We start from the raw sequence: 16,308 nt of genomic DNA, 5'->3' as shown, positions 1-16,308 counted from the left end.
TGACTTACTGTTTTATTGTTCTGCATTTAAATCACTATTTGTCCTTTACATATTATACAGGTTTAGAATTATGCTTTATTCTTACGTTTATGTCTTGGTCCAATGCAATCAATAAGTTAAGCAAGTATTCTAAGGAAAACCCTTCGATTTTTGACCTATTGATTTGAGATACTTTAGGTTGATCAATCTTTAGAGCGCTTGCTGCTTTTTTCTGTGTTTTGTACCTCTTACTTATTAATTGTGCAATGACCTTTATTAATTTCAGTTTTGTATCTTTTACATCCCCCAACTCTACTATTATAGGATAACTTAATTGTAAATTTTGCATAATAATAAAATTCCTTATAAAAAAACTACTTTAATTTTTCTTCTTTAAATAATACGTGCCTTCTGACTACTGGGTCATACTTCCTAAACTCCAGTTTTCTGGTGAGCTTTTTTGGATTACGCTTTTTTACATAAAAATAGCCAGTTGATTTTTCTTCACCAGTTTTTGTTATCTTGATTGCAGTGCTGACTAACTTAACGAGCAAAGAAGCATTTTTTTTCGCCATACTTATAATGATATAATAAATTCTATGCGAGTTTATTACGCAAAACACTAAAAGTCAACCGAATAATGCAGATCGTAAAATTCTTGACAATCAACAGTGCATTAAGTAGCATGAAGTTAACTTCAGAATGAAAAGCAAACGGTAAATAAGTGGCAAATAATGGCAAAAGGTTATTATTGATAGAAAATTCTGCCTGTTCTAATGAGGTAAGAGTTGCCTTATCAGTTAATAATAAGGTTGTAGAATTTGAACAAGAATTCAAGGAAAAAAAACAATTAAGAGGTAATATATACGTTGCTTATGTAAAGCGTATAGAGCCTTCTTTGCAAGCCGTATTTATTGAATATGGAAAAAACAAGCAAGGTTTTTTATCTTTTTCCGAGATATCTCTAGATTACTTCAATATTCCAGAAAAAGAAAAGGAAATTATCTTTGAGGGCTACTCAAATGACGATTGTACAGAAGAAGCTTCAGCAAATGTTTCTTCAGATTCTGCAGCTAGTAAGAATGTCAACGAGTTAGGTAGTGGTTTTGTAAGAGAGGTACCTTTATATAAAAAATACAAATTACAAGATGTTATTTCAGTAAATCAAAAAGTATTGGTCCAGCTAACTAAAGAGGAACGAGGCAATAAAGGAGCTTCATTTACAACATACATAACTTTAGTGGGTAGATACTGTGTTTTCATGCCAAATTCCATGAGTAAAGGTGGAGTGTCTCGCAGAATTGAAGATGCTAATGTCAGAAAGCAGTTAAAGGATATACTGAGTTCAATAAACTTGCCAAAAAGATCAGGTTTAATAGTAAGAACTGTTGGTTCAGGAAAAGATAAGAAAGAAATTGAGCAGGATTACAATTACTTATCCTCATTATGGCAGAGCATTCAAAAAAATGCCTTCTCTGTAAATGCTCCATCATTAATTTACAACGAAGCAGATGTAATTATGAGATCTGTTCGTGATTTTGGTAGCGATGGTATAGAAGTCATAGTATCTGGGAAGGAAGCTTTTGAAGCAGTGAGACAATATACTAAAAATGCATTAAAAGGTAGTAAGTTGCGTTACAGATTGTATAGAGGTTCTATCCCAATCTTTACTTACTATGGAATCGAAGATCAAATTTCTGAGTTATATAGCAATAGGGTAGAGTTGCCATCTGGTGGGTCTTTGGTAATAACTTTAACTGAGGCGTTTGTTTCAATAGACGTAAATTCAGGAAAGATGACAGGAGAAGATAGCATAGAAGAAACAGCTTATAGAACCAATATGGAAGCAGTACCTGAAATATCAAGACAGGTGAATCTTAGGGGCCTATCAGGATTAATAGTAGTCGATTTTATTGACATGTTGAAATATCAGTATTGCAGAGCTGTTGAGTCTGCTATAAAGCAAGCGTTTAAAGACGATAAAGCTAAAGTTCAATTTAGCTACATAAATGACTTTGGTTTAATGGTATTTTCAAGACAAAGAATTAAACCAAACATACAAGAAATTAATACTACAGAGTGTTTACACTGCAAGGGTATTGGAAGAGTAAAATCGAACGAAGTAATTGTTGCATCGATACTAAGGGATTTACAACACATTGCTCATAGGAACCAAAATAAGTCTTTTGATTTAGTAGCGCATAGTGCGGTTATAGCGCATATTTTTAATAATAAAAGGAATACAGTTTCTACAATCGAAAAAGAGTTTAATATTACATTGAACATTAGTATTGATAACAGTTTAGATGTAAATACATTTGTTTTAAAACAAGGAGATGATGTTAATTCAAACGGTTATAAGCCATTACAGAACTCTGGATACCAAATTGAGGATAGCAGCAATGAAGAAGTTGATAATTCAAATAAACTACGAGGCAATTTTTGGCTGACTAAATGGCTTTCGCGCTTTTTAAGTTCTAATAACTAATTAGAAACCCTAAATTGGGCTTGTAATTAATAAGTCCTATACTTATATATTCTTATATCAGATAATATTTACAATGGGGTACTCATTATGGGAAGAGCAATAGGCATAGATCTCGGAACAACAAATTCTTGTGTTGCAATAATGCAGGGCAAGGATACAAAGGTAATAGAAAATAAAGAAGGGGCAAGAACTACTCCATCTATAGTTGCATTTACTTCGTCAGGAGAAAGGTTGATTGGCGCTCCTGCAAAAAGACAAGCAACCACCAATGCAAGTAATACTTTTTTTGCTACTAAGAGATTAATAGGCCGTCAATACGGTGATTCTGAAATGAAAAATCTAAACGTGCCGTATAAAGTGTTTGCAGCAAAAAATGGTGACGCATGGGTTAAAACCACTGATAATAAAGAATACTCTCCTAGTCAAATTGGTGCATTCATACTACAAAACATGAAAGAAGCAGCAGAAGCTTATCTTGGAGAGGAAGTAAAAGATGCTGTGATAACAGTGCCAGCATACTTCAACGACTCTCAACGTCAAGCAACAAAAGATGCAGGAAAAATCGCCGGATTAAATGTGCTCAGAATAGTAAATGAACCGACTGCTGCAGCGCTTGCTTATGGTCTTGATAAGAAACATGGGCACACAATAGTGGTATATGACCTTGGTGGTGGTACATTTGATGTCTCAATACTTGAAATAGGTGAAGGGGTTTTTGAAGTAAAGGCTACAAATGGTGACACTCATCTTGGAGGTGAAGACTTTGATAACGCAATAGTGAGTTATTTACTAGATGAATTCAAGAAAAGTAATGGCATTGATTTGAAAAATGATCCAATGGCTATGCAAAGAATCAAAGAAGCTGCTGAAAAAGCGAAAATTGAATTATCAAGTGCAATGGAAACGGAAATAAATCTACCGTTTATTACAGCTGATGCAAGTGGTCCAAAACACTTAAATATGAAATTAACGAGAGCAAAACTTGAAAGCTTAGTGAATGGTTTAATCGAAAGAACTATGGCTCCTTGTAAAAAAGCTCTTGAGGATGCTGGTTTGTCTGCTAGTCAAATTGGCGAAGTGGTTCTCGTTGGTGGCATGACTCGTATGCCAAAAGTCATAGAGAAAGTTAAAGAATTCTTTGGCAAAGATCCACATAGAGGAGTAAATCCTGATGAAGTTGTAGCAATTGGAGCTGCAATACAGGCGGGAATCATTCAAGGTGATGTAAGAGATGTGTTACTACTTGACGTGACTCCACTTTCTCTTGGTATTGAGACTCTAGGAGGAGTATTCACTCCACTTATTGAACGTAATACTACTATTCCTACTAAAAAATCTCAGGTGTTTTCAACTGCAGAAGATAACCAAACAGCCGTTACAATTAAGGTACATCAAGGTGAAAGAAAATTGGCGGTTGATAACAAGCTACTTGGTCAGTTTAGTTTGGAAGGGATACCTCCTGCTCCTCGTGGAGTTCCTCAGATCGAAGTAACATTTGACATAGATGCAAATGGAATAGCACACGTTTCTGCAAAAGATAAAGCTACTGGAAAAGAGCAAAAAATACGCATTCAATCTTCAGGTGGTCTATCTGATGATGAAATAAATTGCATGGTAAAAGAAGCTGAAGAAAAAGCGCAAGAAGATGAAAAGCGCAAAAAGTTTATTGAAGTGAAGAATCAAGCGGATAGTTTAGTTCATTCTACAGAAAAGTCTCTGACAGAGTATGGTGATAAAGTTTCACCAGAAGATAAATCTGCTATTGAAAATGCAGTTAACGAATTAAAAGAAGTTAGTAAATCTGATAACATTGATGACGCTGATTCAATCCAGCAGAAAGTTACTAATCTTTCTCAATTATCTATGAAACTTGGAGAAGCTATGTATAATGCCTCACAACAAAATAGTGCTGGAAATGGCTTTTCATCAGAAGGGAATCCAAATGATAAAGAAGAAAAAGTAGTAGATTCTGATTATCAAGACATAGATAATAAGGAAGAGAATAAATAAGGGTGTATTGTTATATCACTTTTCCTGTCATCCCAGTGTCAGCTACTTGGATGACAAGAGGAGCATGTTGTTGCTTAAAGAAACCATTATGGATATTATTAAAACAATAGAAGAAAAGATACGCGATTCGATAGATGTAATTGATATCAACATTGTCGATGAATCAGCAAAGCATGCTGATCATTATTTTGCTTCATCTTCAACATTACCTTCGCACATTAAATTAATATTAATATCTGACGGCTTTATTGGAATGAGTATTCTAAAAAGACATAAGTTGATTTATGAGTTATTGAAGGGTGAGATAGAGCTAATACATGCAATTTCTCTTCACTTGTATACGCAAAACGAGTACAATTTAAAAAATAAATAATAAAAATGTGAAGGAAGAGTCTATATTAGTTAAAGCAGGAAGAAAATTTAATGACTATAAAGGTTCTATGAACCCGCCAGTTTATCATTCTTCTACCATATTATTTCCTACTTACAAGGACTACTTAAATGCAGCAAATGGAGAAAGTATATACGATGTAATCAACGATGGTGTTGCAAGGGATTATAGCTACAGTAATGTTGGTACTCCTACTGTCCATTATCTTTCAAATGCACTGGCTGAAATTGAAGGGAGTGGACAAGCGCTTATTTATCCTTCCGGACTATTTGCACTTACTTTTGCTATTTTGACTTTCACTAAAGCAGGCTCGCACGTTTTAATTCAAGATAATAGTTATTATAGGCTTAGGAGGTTTGCAGAAAATGAGCTACCAAAAAGAGGAACAGAAGTAACTTTTTATGATCCAACGCAGGATATAACTGATTTAATTCAGAGTAATACTTCATTGATAATGATCGAGACTCCTGGTTCTATAATGTTTGAGATTTCGAATATAGAGCATATAGTAAAAGTTGCTAAAGAACATGGAATCGTAACCGTTTGCGACAATTCATGGGCCACTCCTTTGTTATTTAAGCCGCTTGATTATGGAATTGATGTTGCACTATATTCAGTGACAAAGTATCTAGCCGGTCACTCAGATTTAGTTATGGGAGCTATTATTGCTGAAGGTGAAATTTTTAAATTGCTTTATGAGAGCTATAAAAATTATGGAGTAACCATTCAATCGCACGACTGCTACCTTGCACACAGGGGACTAAGAACACTGCACACACGTATGAAAAGGCACCAAAATACAGCAATGGAAGTGGCAAAGTGGCTAGAAGCACAGCAAAAAGTTAGAAAGGTTTTATATCCAGCACTTCCCTCCCATCCTCAACACGAATTATGGAAAAGTTACTTCAAAGGAGCAAGCGGCACATTCAGTATAGCACTGGATAGAGAATATTCATGTGAAGAACTAAGCTGCATGGTTGATCATATGAAAATTTTTAGTATTGGTGCTTCTTGGGGAGGGTGCGACAGTTTGATATTACCAGTAGATCGTAGATCTATGTCAAGATCTGTAATGAATTCAGATTGTGGTGGAAGTTTCGTGCGAATATTTTGTGGACTGGAAGATCCTGAAGATTTAATCTTTGACCTTAATGACGCACTAAAAAGGTTACCATGTTTAGACTTTCAAAACGATGAAGTAGGACGTGAAACTGAGAGAATTACTGCATGATATTGTTGATGTTAACTTTGACGTTGAAATCAAGGGCGTTACATGTAATCCCAAGAGAGTCAAGGAAGGTTATCTTTTCGTTTGTGTGTCTGCGGTGTCATTCCAGCGCGTGACGCTGGAATCTAGAAAACCAGCATGTATCCAGATTTTTCCTACTGAATCCCAGTATCACGCACACGACTGTGTAGACGTTGTCATACAAGGAACCAAAAAAGATGTCATCCCAGTGCTTGACTACTTGGATCCAGAAAATTTAATTGCAAATGAGCACACTAGGCAATTGTATAATAAAAACTGGATTCCAGTGTCACGCACTGGAATGACAGATACTTCGAGCTTTGCAGTGCTTGAACACCCAAATCCTCAAGAAATATACAGCGAAATAGTCAGCAGGTTTTATCAATTCAAACAGCCCAAATATGTTGCTGCTGTAACGGGTACGAATGGTAAAACTTCAGTAGTAGAATTTTGCCGCCAGATCTGGCAAAACTCTGGCTATAATGCTGCGTCTATTGGAACACTTGGAACATGCATCAATAATGGTAGAAAAGGTAATAGCAACAGTCTTACCACTCCAGATGCAGATGACCTTTACGCAACATTGCGTGGTATAAATGTAGAACACTTAGTGTTAGAAGCATCAAGTCATGGGATTGATCAATATAGAATCCATGGATTAAAGTTGAGTGCTGCAGCTTTTACTAATTTCTCGCAAGATCATTTAGATTACCATAAAAATCTTGGTGAATATTTAGAAACTAAAAAAAGGTTATTTTACGAGGTATTACCAGAAGGAAAAACAGCGATTTTAAATGCGGATATAGATGAATACTACGCGTTGCTTAAGATAGCTGAAAAACGCAGCAACAAAATTATCACCTATGGAAAAACAGGCTCTGATATTACTTTATTGGAGCAAACACCAACCCCTAATGGTCAACACCTTACAATAAAAATTGGTGGTGAAATTTATGATACGTTTTTTCCGGTTCTGGGGCAATTTCAAGCATATAATCTGTTGTGTGCAATGGGTATAGTTACCTCGTCTGGACTGAATTACAGAGAAATATGCGTAGAAAAACTCGTTTCTCCACCAGGAAGAATGGAAAAAGTGAAACCTTTTGCATTTGTGGATTACGCTCATACTCCAAGTGCGCTTAAACAAGCCCTATTGTCTTTAAAATGGCACTTCAATAAAAAAATAATTCTAGTTTTTGGTTGTGGTGGCAATCGTGATCAAACAAAACGCGCAGAAATGGGTAAAGTAGCACAAATATATGCAGACAAAGTGATAATCACGGATGACAATCCGCGTGATGGGAATCCTGCAGAAATTCGTCGTGGTATTTTACTACATTGCCCTAATGCGCTAGAGATAGAAGATAGAAGAGAAGCTATAGAGAAAGGAGTAGATATTGCCTATAACGAGGGTATGATTCTGCTAGTTGCAGGAAAAGGACATGAGAAATTCCAAATTGTAGGAAGCCAAACTTTTGAGTTCAGTGATGTTGAGGTTATTAAAAATCATGCCTTAACATACTGATTTTCACAATGGGCTTACCTCCGTATCTGTTCAGGGACGTGGCTAATGTGCGAATATTGAAGCAAAAGTGATGTCATCCCAGTGCTTGACACTGGGATGACATCCTCCTGGTAGACAATGTTCGTACAGCTATGTGCGTAACGCTGGCACTGGAATCTAGAAAAAAATAGATCCAAGTAGTCAAGCTACTTGGATGACACTGACTGCTAATTTTTTATGCAAGAGGTCCAATCATTCACCGTTCTTGCAAGTGATAGCACTCTCACTTCTCTTGCACCGGAGTTTAAAATTTCTTGAGAGCAAGATCTTACAGTTGCTCCGGTTGTTACCACATCATCAACTAATATCACGATTTTATTTTCGATAATTTTCTTGTTGGTTATGCTAAAAGCCTTTTTCAAATTTTTTTCACGCTGTTTAAGTGAAAGACCAGCTTGAGGCGCAGTATGGCGAAGACGTTTTATTGCAAATGGCGTATAGGATAAATTGGACAACTTACTCAACTCTTTTGCAAGCAATGCTGCTTGATTATATTTACGTTTAAACAAGCGCATTTTATGTAACGGTATAGGAATTATGACCTCTGCGTTCTGAAACGTATCCTGATTAGCTTGGTGTATCCACTTTGCATAGATTTTTACGTAATTCAAATTATCAAAAAATTTGAAATTTATAATCATGTTTTTACTATGTTGATCATAAGCAAAAACTGATCTTAATACTTTAAACGGTGGAGGATTGATGATGCACTTACCACACGTATGAATATTGTCTGAGATTACTACGCCACAAACATTGCAGTAATGCTTAGTTAGAAAATTGATTTTTTTGTTGCATTCACTACATAGATTAAGATTTTCATCAATGATATATTCGCAACTTACGCATACGTTCGGAAATATAAGATTTGTAGCTTTTTTTAGTAAGAGAAGGTTCACAATTCATTAAATATATTATAAAATTTATATAGTATAGCTAAAGTAACTTGTGCTTACACTCTTTCACTTTTTATTTCATTTCAATGTAATTCAAACTGAGCCACTGCTGAAAAAGCAGAACTTATAACTTATTAGATAAAAGCTGATGTTTTTCTGGCTCCTGTATTTCACTTAACTTACTTTGCACTTTGTTGCAAGCCCACACAAGTGGCGTTATCATTGACGCGGCAGCCCAAATGATAGCAGCGCAAGCATAACTTACAATCTTGTTAAATACTTCAGCTACTGCACTAGCACAATCTTGCCCAGCACTTAAAAATGCATTTGAATGATCAACTAATGACTTTGTACTTGCTTTTAAACAATAGTCCCCTGTTATTTTTGATAATAACTTAATTGGGAAGTATGACAAATATGCTAGTATCAAACATAAAGGTTGCAATATTATGCTAGCTACTAGAAAAGCACCCCGTTCACAAAGTGGAAACACTTCCTCTGCCCTGTAACCCACGTATTCACATTTATCATTGTTTTTATAATACTTGTTATAATTGTCTTTACTCTCAACTCCACAAATTACATCTTTCACAGGTCCTAGCACATTATCAACGTAATGTACGGACTTATAAAAACTATTTTCTGGAACTAGTGTGCAATCTTCTGCTCTCTTAGCAGGTACAATTCCATGTTTAGCATACCTTTTAAAATATTGATATATTGACATTACCCTCTCCAAATCATAAATATGCAACCTAGCCTAATATAATTAAGAAATAGTTTATAATAAATACGTTTTAAGATACCTGCCTGTAACACTTTCTGGAATTTTTACCACTTCTTCTGGAGTTCCAGTGGCAATCACTTCTCCGCCTTTTATTCCGCCCTCTGGTCCGATGTCTATTATATAATCTGCAGTTTTTATAACGTGCAAATTGTGCTCGATAACTATAACAGTGTTTCCCAGATCGACTAATCTATGGAGTATTTTTAGTAAGTTATTTATATCTTCAAAGTGTAATCCAGTTGTTGGCTCATCAAGAATATACAATGTTCTTCCGGTAAATCGTTTTGATAGCTCTTTGGACAGCTTTATTCGTTGTGCTTCACCCCCAGACAACGTTGTTGACGACTGTCCGAGTTTTATATAGCCAAGCCCCACTTCCTGCAAAGAAACCAACTTTTCTTTTACCATTGGAAGGTTTTCAAAAAAATCACAAGCCTGATCTATCGTCATATCAAGCACATCAGAGATTGATTTTCCTTTATAAGTAACTTCCAATGTTTCACGATTATACCTTCGCCCTTTACACTGCTCACACTTCACATAAACGTCCGGTAGAAAATGCATCTCTATCTTTAAGTGCCCATCACCTTTACAAGCCTCACACCTTCCCCCTCTGGTATTAAATGAAAACCGGCCTATATTATATCCCCTTGCTTTTGACTCCGAAAGACCTGCAAACCAATTTCTTATATGAGTAAACATACCGACATATGTTGCTGGATTTGACGCAGGAGTTCTACCAATTGGCGACTGATCAACTTCTATAACTTTATCTATATATTCAAGGCCTTCTATTCTATCACACCGACCATACCGTGCAGACGAATGATATATCTTATGTGCTGAATATTTATATAACGTTTCTATGACTAAACTTGATTTTCCCCCTCCTGATATTCCAGTAACACAAATAAGATTCCCTATAGGAAATTTAACGTTCACATTTTTTAAGTTATTTTCACATGCATTTATTACTTTTATGAACTGAGTTGCTTGCTTTCTTCTCCTTGGAATTAAAATTTTTTTCTCTCCACTCAAATATTGCCCTGTTATGCTCCCTGAATTTCTTTGCACCTGGTCTGGTGTTCCTTCTGCAATAACTTTTCCACCATTTACGCCAGCTCCAGGACCAATATCAATCGCATAATCAGCAGCCATTATTGTATCTTCATCATGCTCAACAACGATTACAGTGTTACCCATGTCTCTCAAGTCTTTCAGTGTAGCAATTAACCGATCATTATCGCATTGATGAAGGCCTATCGAGGGTTCATCAAGCACATACAGCACTCCTGTTAAACCAGAGCCAATTTGCGAAGCAAGTCTGATCCTCTGACTCTCACCGCCAGAGAGAGTGCTAGATTCTCGATCGAGCGTTAGGTAATTCAACCCTACATTCTTTAGAAATGCTAGCCTCTTGATTATTTCATTTAATATTTTACTTGAGATTTGCTTCTGTTGTTCTGTGAGCTTGTCTGGCAAATTTTCAAACCACTTAAGGGATTTATCGATGCTGAGCCCTGATATTTCACCTATATGTCTGCTATCAATTTTCACTGTGAGTGCTTCTTTTCTCAATCTATGGCCAGTACATTCCTTACAATGAATAACAGAGCAGTATCGCTCAACAAGCGTTTCATCATAATCCATCTGGTTCTCCAAGATACTGATCAAACCTTGAAATTTATTAGAGCCAAAGAGTATCATATCTTTTACTTCTTGATCTATGTTCTTCCACGGAACATCAAGGCTAAATTTACAATTTTCAGCCAGTGATAGAATTGCACTTTTTAGAAATCCATAACTTGTGTGCACTTGACGGAACATTGGTCCTACTGGCTTTAAAGCACCCTCAGATATTGAAAGAGTTTCATCTGGCACTATCAGCTTTACATCAACAGCCAGCTTTTTACCAAGCCCATTACACGAACCACATGCACCGTAAGGGCTGTTAAAAGAAAATAATCTTGGTTCTATTTCCTCAAGAGTGAAACCAGACTCGGGGCATGCAAAATTCTCTGAAAAAGTCAGAATTTGACCATTTTTATACTCGGAATTATGGTTGTCAGGTAGGTTTACTACTTCTACATACATTAGACCATTACCAAGTTTTAGTGCGGATTCTATACTACTTGGCAGTCGATTTCCTATATCGCCCAATATTGATATTCTATCTGCAACCACAAAAATGTTGTGTTTCTTGTTCTTATCAAGTTTAGGCAATTCATCTACATTGTACACTTCACCATCTATTTTGAACCTTACGTAACCTTGTCTTTTAATTTCCAATATCTCTTTGAGATGTTCTCCCTTTCTACCACGCACAACAGGGGCAAGTATATATATTTTAGTTTCTAAAGGTAACGCAATTATAGTATCTACAATTTGAGATACAGTTTGCTTTGTTATCGGTAATCCAGTTGCAGGTGAATAAGGAACCCCTATTCGTGCATATACTAAGCGCAAGTAATCGTAAATTTCGGTAACAGTTCCAACTGTTGACCTTGGATTTTTTGAGATCGATTTCTGGTTGATAGATATTGCAGGGGAAAGACCTGTAATCGACTCAACATCTGGTTTATCCTGAATGTTGAGAAATTGACGCGCGTAAGCTGATAGGCTTTCAACGTATCGGCGTTGGCCTTCTGCATAAATCGTATCAAATGCGAGACTAGATTTACCAGAACCACTTAGCCCAGTTATAACAACTAGCTTATTTTTCGGTATATTGACATCTATACCTTGCAGATTATGTTCCCTTGCACCCTTAACTCTTATAAAATCGTCCATATTATACTATATAACGTATTTTAACCATTATAGCCTTAAAATACATGAATTTACAGTGATATGTTGATTTTCTATTGATTTTTTCAACTGTTACGGAAAATTAGGCAGCGTTTGGTAAATCGTCATTCCGCTACTTGTTAGCGGAATCTATGCTGAGATACCGGGCGGTATGACGTAGGGCTGTACAACTTGTGTTAGAGTCTTAGGGCAAATCTACTACCTATAAATTCTAAACTGTTGTTACGCACCAAATACATCCCCAGGACCCAAAGTCAGTTTAGCTATATCAGAAAACAGGTTATGTGGAAATCTTAAAATACTTCTTGTTTGCCAAGCAAAATAAATACATTCCTACAAACAAGCAGATGCTTAATACTGACGCATAAGAAAACTTAAAAATTAAATCTCTAATATATATTGCTAAGCATTTACCTGCAGAAAATTTGTATAGTAATCCAACACATACAACGGCACTATCAATTACTGATGCCATAATTAAAGTAATGAAATTTGCCATATGAAAATTCAACTTGGACTTCAATTTTTCAAAAACAATTATGCTCGAGAGAAGAGATACTAAAATTGCAGCATATGAAGTCAATATCATCAAACTAAAACTTTGCCATTTTAAAATACAGCATAGCGCTGTACACACTATTAAGCTATACGTAGCTTTTTCTTTGCCATAAAATTCAACCATTGAATTTACAACTAAAGCAGCTCCTATAAATAAAGCAGCACATATCATCAATTTATTTGAAGCGTTGAGTAAAGAAAGACTGATAAATAAGAGTGTCAGTAAAATAGACATAACTACCTACCCAAATTTAATGACATACATTTATTTTAAGTAAATATTGCACATAGTGAAAGAGTTATTTAACCTAATGGAAAAAAAACATTTTAAACTGACATGCTATAGCTACCCAAGAAAGGTTTTCCTACGTCATACCGCCGCGGCCGCTAACAAGCAGCGGGATGACGAGTTTGTCGTTTATCAAATCGTCTGTAAACCTAAGTTACTTTAGCTATATAATAACTATTTCCCAAATCTTTCAGATTTACTTTTAAAACATCCTTTATGTTTAGCACCTTTTTCTCTGTTACTTTGCCAATACATGAATAAGCCGCATCTTCAAACAACGCTTCAAACCTCTGCTGATTTTGTGGTGCAATAGTAACCAAAATTCTACTTTGCGATTCAGAAAACATTATTATCTTGTTTATTATGTCTGTATTTTGTGTTTTTCCTATTGGTACTAGTGAAAGATCGATTTCAGCACCAAGGTCTCCTGCAATTAGCGATTTTGCCAGAGCAATAATTAAGCCGCCTAAGTTTGGTGCAATTGCAGAGGCAATTATGCCATCTTTTATTGCCTGGTTGTAACGCTCATACAACTTCCTAGCGCTCTTTGCATCAACTTTTGGCACGTTGTTATTATCTATTCCACTATATAACTGATATTCAGATCTACCAAGCTCATCGTGGGTTGTACCAAGCACATATATCAAGTCCCCTGGCATTTTCACATCAAGCGATACCGCATTTTCAATATTTTCTATAACTCCAATTGCTGAAATGAGTAATGAAGGTGGTGCAGATATCATCACTTTCTCGCCATTTTCGTCATATCCCTTGAAGTCATTGAACATACTGTCTTTTCCGGATATGAATGGCGTTTTAAATTCAGTTGCAAAGTCGTAACAAGCCTCTGCAGCTCTCTTTAGCTGCCATAGCCTTTCTGGATTATAAGCATCGCACCAGCAAAAATTGTCGAGCAACGCTAGATGATTTATATTTCCTCCTGCAGCTACGTAGTTGCGTATTGCAGTGTCAATCGCACATGCTGCCATGTGATAAGTGTCAATTTCTCCATAACTTGAGCCAAATCCCTGCGATTTTACAACACCTTTGTTTGAAGAAAGGACTGGCCTCGAGACAACAGCTTCACTGCATACTCTTCCCTTGCCTTGCAGTGGTTTCAGTATTGACGACCCCTGAACCTCATGGTCATATTGCACCACTATGAACTCTTTGCTGCATATGTTTGGTCTGCTTAGCATTTTTTTTAATGCAAAGGTGTCATTCCAGTGCTTGACACTGGAATCCATTTCACATTCAATTCCACCGTTGGATGGGTTTTTGCATAAAATGTTTGCAGGCTCAGCCTGCTGGATCCCAGTGTCAAGCACTGGGATGACAGGGAAGAGTGTTGGGATGACAGGAGAGGGTTCCGGAATGACAGCAGGCTCCTTAGACCATGGCTTTGTTTGTAAATGCACTTTGGGATTACCGTCATGCAAAAATTCAGTTTCCATATCCATTATTACTGTCCCTTCAGGACATTTAACAACAGCTTTACCACTCTCATTAAACTCTCCAATCACACAAACCTCCACATCATGTTTTTTCATGATTTGCTTAAACGCAGGAAAATTTTCTTCTGGCACTGCTAAAGTTATTCTCTCTTGTGATTCTGATATCCATATTTCCCACGGAGCCATACCATCGTTTTTAAGGAGAACCTTGCTCAAATCAACTTCAAATCCGTCTTTTCCCATTTCACCAATAGACGATGATAGACCGCCTGCTCCATTATCCGTTATTGCATTATAAAGACCAAGATCTCTTGCTTTTATGACGGCATTGGATAGTTTTTTTTGTGTTATGGGGTCACCAATTTGCACAATCGTTGAAGGGCTGTTTCCCGATAAAGCCTCTGAAGAAAACGTTGCACCGTGAATTCCATCTCTTCCAACTCTTCCACCAATAATTACGATTTTATCGCCATTTTTTGGTCCTTTAATGTGTGAAGGTGCATTATTTATATTGCGTGGAATAATTCCGACACTTCCAACAAAGACTAATGGCTTGCCACAAAATCTATCGTCAAAATATACCGATCCAAGTTGCGTTGGAATGCCAGAACAGTTACCAGCAACATTAACGCCATGAATCACTTCTTTCATTATATATTTTGGCGGTAAGATCTCATCAGTGCGCTCCTTGTCCCTATAAAATTTGCCTTTTGCTTCTTTGGCAAAGCAAAAGTAATAGGTATTCATTATAGGCTCCGCTCCTTTCCCGAAACCCACTATATCACGATTAACTCCAAGCACTCCGGTCATTGCTCCACCAAATGGATCAAGAGCTGAAGGGCTATTGTGAGTTTCAACTTTATCGACAATCAAGTAATCGTCATCAAAAATTATTCCTCCTGCGTTGTCGGAGAAAACTGACACGCATATGTCAGAATTTATCTCACGCGTTGCACGCTTAATATAATGAGCATATAGACCGTCTTTTATTTCATCAATAGGGGAGCAAAAAATATTGTGTTTACAATGTTCAGACCAAGTCTGTGCCAGAGACTCAAGTTCAATATCATATGGATTTCTACCGAGTTTTTTAAAGTAATCCTTTATAGCTTTCATTGCTGCCAGCGAGAGCCCTAAAGTGCCATTACCATCGATTCCATCTCTGCTGATTTTTTCAAGCTCTTGGTCACTCACATTGAGGTCAACAGACTTAGTACTATCCTCTGTCATCCCAACCCTACCTTCTGTCATTCCAGTGCTTGACACTGGAATCCAGTTTGCATTATACAATTGCTTGAAATTTTCTGGATCCCAGTGTCGGGGCACTGGGATGACACCAGGTGTTGTATTCGATTTACCATAATATTTCCAGCTATAGTTCTTACAGATAAGTGTGCAATATTCAGTGATAGGGTTGAATTCTTGCTTTATATCATCTTCGGTTGGCATGCTTCCTTTACCCAAAATCAGCTTTGAACTTCTTGCTTTGATATGAACGCCTTCATCAATGTGGCCCTTGCTAATTAAATACTCTCTAACAATTTGTTTCGCTGTGTTGCCCACATTGTCAGTCATGCCAGGTAAAAAGCTTATTTCCAAGCCCCACTTTGCTTGTGGTTCTATGAAGTCATATTGAAGGTTTTCATTGTAGGAATAATAACGGCAGTCTTGTATGACTTTATTATAAAATAGCCCACAAATTTCTTCATGTAATTTTGATGGTAATTCTTTGCTTATGTAAATCAAGTAAACATTAACTACCCTTCTGCGGCCAACTTGTTCACATTTATTTAAAACTTCTATTCTGATGTTTGCCATGTAATATTGTGAAAGAC

At 36.5% G+C, this 16,308-nt stretch carries 12 protein-coding genes; 5 read left to right on the top strand and 7 right to left on the bottom strand.

Annotated elements, in window-relative coordinates; translation table 11 throughout:
* Positions 1-52: 52 nt before the first annotated feature.
* Together ABWU23_RS05270 and rpmG are read right to left on the bottom strand one after the other, a co-directional pair.
* Positions 53-328, bottom strand: coding sequence for a helix-turn-helix domain-containing protein (locus ABWU23_RS05270; RefSeq protein WP_264687833.1), 276 nt, complete (start codon positions 326-328; stop codon positions 53-55).
* Positions 329-353: 25 nt separating this feature from the next.
* The gene (gene rpmG, locus ABWU23_RS05265) at positions 354-554 is read right to left on the bottom strand and encodes a 50S ribosomal protein L33 (RefSeq protein ID WP_064124823.1); all 201 of its coding nucleotides are present in this window, start codon (positions 552-554) and stop codon (positions 354-356) included.
* 149 nt (positions 555-703) lie between these two features.
* Between rpmG and ABWU23_RS05260 the strand changes: the two genes are divergently transcribed.
* The 5 genes from ABWU23_RS05260 (at position 704) to ABWU23_RS05240 (ending at position 7,642) form a co-directional block, all read left to right on the top strand.
* Positions 704-2,467 (top strand): ribonuclease E/G, encoded by a 1,764-nt coding sequence (locus ABWU23_RS05260; RefSeq protein WP_353270903.1) that lies wholly within the window; start codon positions 704-706, stop codon positions 2,465-2,467.
* An 87-nt stretch (positions 2,468-2,554) separates the two neighbouring features.
* On the top strand, positions 2,555-4,477 hold the full coding sequence (gene dnaK / locus ABWU23_RS05255; protein WP_353270902.1) for a molecular chaperone DnaK: 1,923 nt from the start codon (positions 2,555-2,557) through the stop codon (positions 4,475-4,477).
* Positions 4,478-4,565: 88 nt separating this feature from the next.
* Positions 4,566-4,850 (top strand): BolA family protein, encoded by a 285-nt coding sequence (locus ABWU23_RS05250; RefSeq protein ID WP_253309613.1) that lies wholly within the window; start codon positions 4,566-4,568, stop codon positions 4,848-4,850.
* 7 nt (positions 4,851-4,857) lie between these two features.
* The gene (metC, locus tag ABWU23_RS05245; protein ID WP_353270901.1) at positions 4,858-6,099 is read left to right on the top strand and encodes a cystathionine beta-lyase; all 1,242 of its coding nucleotides are present in this window, start codon (positions 4,858-4,860) and stop codon (positions 6,097-6,099) included.
* Positions 6,074-7,642 carry a UDP-N-acetylmuramoyl-L-alanyl-D-glutamate--2,6-diaminopimelate ligase gene (locus tag ABWU23_RS05240; protein WP_253309615.1) on the top strand — a complete coding sequence of 523 codons (1,569 nt, stop codon included), beginning with the start codon at positions 6,074-6,076 and terminating at the stop codon, positions 7,640-7,642. The genes metC and ABWU23_RS05240 overlap by 26 nt, the downstream gene beginning before the upstream one ends.
* Positions 7,643-7,848: 206 nt before the next feature.
* On the opposite strand, the gene ABWU23_RS05235 is transcribed toward ABWU23_RS05240, so the two are convergent.
* The 5 genes from ABWU23_RS05235 to ABWU23_RS05215 all read right to left on the bottom strand — a co-directional run bounded on the left by ABWU23_RS05235 (position 7,849) and on the right by ABWU23_RS05215 (position 16,291).
* Complete coding sequence (locus ABWU23_RS05235; protein WP_253309616.1) at positions 7,849-8,580, bottom strand: ComF family protein; 732 nt, start codon at positions 8,578-8,580, stop codon at positions 7,849-7,851.
* Between the two features lie 121 nt (positions 8,581-8,701).
* Entirely contained in the window at positions 8,702-9,304 is a 603-nt protein-coding gene (locus ABWU23_RS05230; protein ID WP_253309617.1) for a hypothetical protein, read from the bottom strand.
* 54 nt (positions 9,305-9,358) lie between these two features.
* Positions 9,359-12,154 carry an excinuclease ABC subunit UvrA gene (gene uvrA / locus ABWU23_RS05225; RefSeq protein WP_353270900.1) on the bottom strand — a complete coding sequence of 932 codons (2,796 nt, stop codon included), beginning with the start codon at positions 12,152-12,154 and terminating at the stop codon, positions 9,359-9,361.
* Between the two features lie 298 nt (positions 12,155-12,452).
* Positions 12,453-12,965: a hypothetical protein gene (locus ABWU23_RS05220; protein ID WP_253309619.1), complete on the bottom strand. Its 513-nt coding sequence runs from the start codon at positions 12,963-12,965 to the stop codon at positions 12,453-12,455.
* A gap of 203 nt (positions 12,966-13,168) precedes the next feature.
* Positions 13,169-16,291: an AIR synthase-related protein gene (locus ABWU23_RS05215; RefSeq protein ID WP_353270899.1), complete on the bottom strand. Its 3,123-nt coding sequence runs from the start codon at positions 16,289-16,291 to the stop codon at positions 13,169-13,171.
* Positions 16,292-16,308: the final 17 nt, after the last annotated feature.

It is taken from the genome of Wolbachia endosymbiont (group A) of Hedychridium roseum (assembly GCF_964028325.1).
Lineage (GTDB): Bacteria > Pseudomonadota > Alphaproteobacteria > Rickettsiales > Anaplasmataceae > Wolbachia.
The sequence above is the reverse complement of the archived record's forward strand: the minus strand, read 5'-3'. Positions and strand labels throughout refer to the sequence as shown.

Coding starts and splice junctions, on each gene's coding strand:
- ABWU23_RS05270 (WP_264687833.1), bottom strand. CDS start 328: ATGCAAAATTTACAATTAAGTTATCCTATAATAGTAGAGTTGGGGGAT.
- rpmG (WP_064124823.1), bottom strand. CDS start 554: ATGGCGAAAAAAAATGCTTCTTTGCTCGTTAAGTTAGTCAGCACTGCA.
- dnaK (WP_353270902.1), top strand. CDS start 2,555: ATGGGAAGAGCAATAGGCATAGATCTCGGAACAACAAATTCTTGTGTT.
- ABWU23_RS05250 (WP_253309613.1), top strand. CDS start 4,566: ATGGATATTATTAAAACAATAGAAGAAAAGATACGCGATTCGATAGAT.
- ABWU23_RS05230 (WP_253309617.1), bottom strand. CDS start 9,304: ATGTCAATATATCAATATTTTAAAAGGTATGCTAAACATGGAATTGTA.
- uvrA (WP_353270900.1), bottom strand. CDS start 12,154: ATGGACGATTTTATAAGAGTTAAGGGTGCAAGGGAACATAATCTGCAA.
- ABWU23_RS05220 (WP_253309619.1), bottom strand. CDS start 12,965: ATGTCTATTTTACTGACACTCTTATTTATCAGTCTTTCTTTACTCAAC.
- ABWU23_RS05215 (WP_353270899.1), bottom strand. CDS start 16,291: ATGGCAAACATCAGAATAGAAGTTTTAAATAAATGTGAACAAGTTGGC.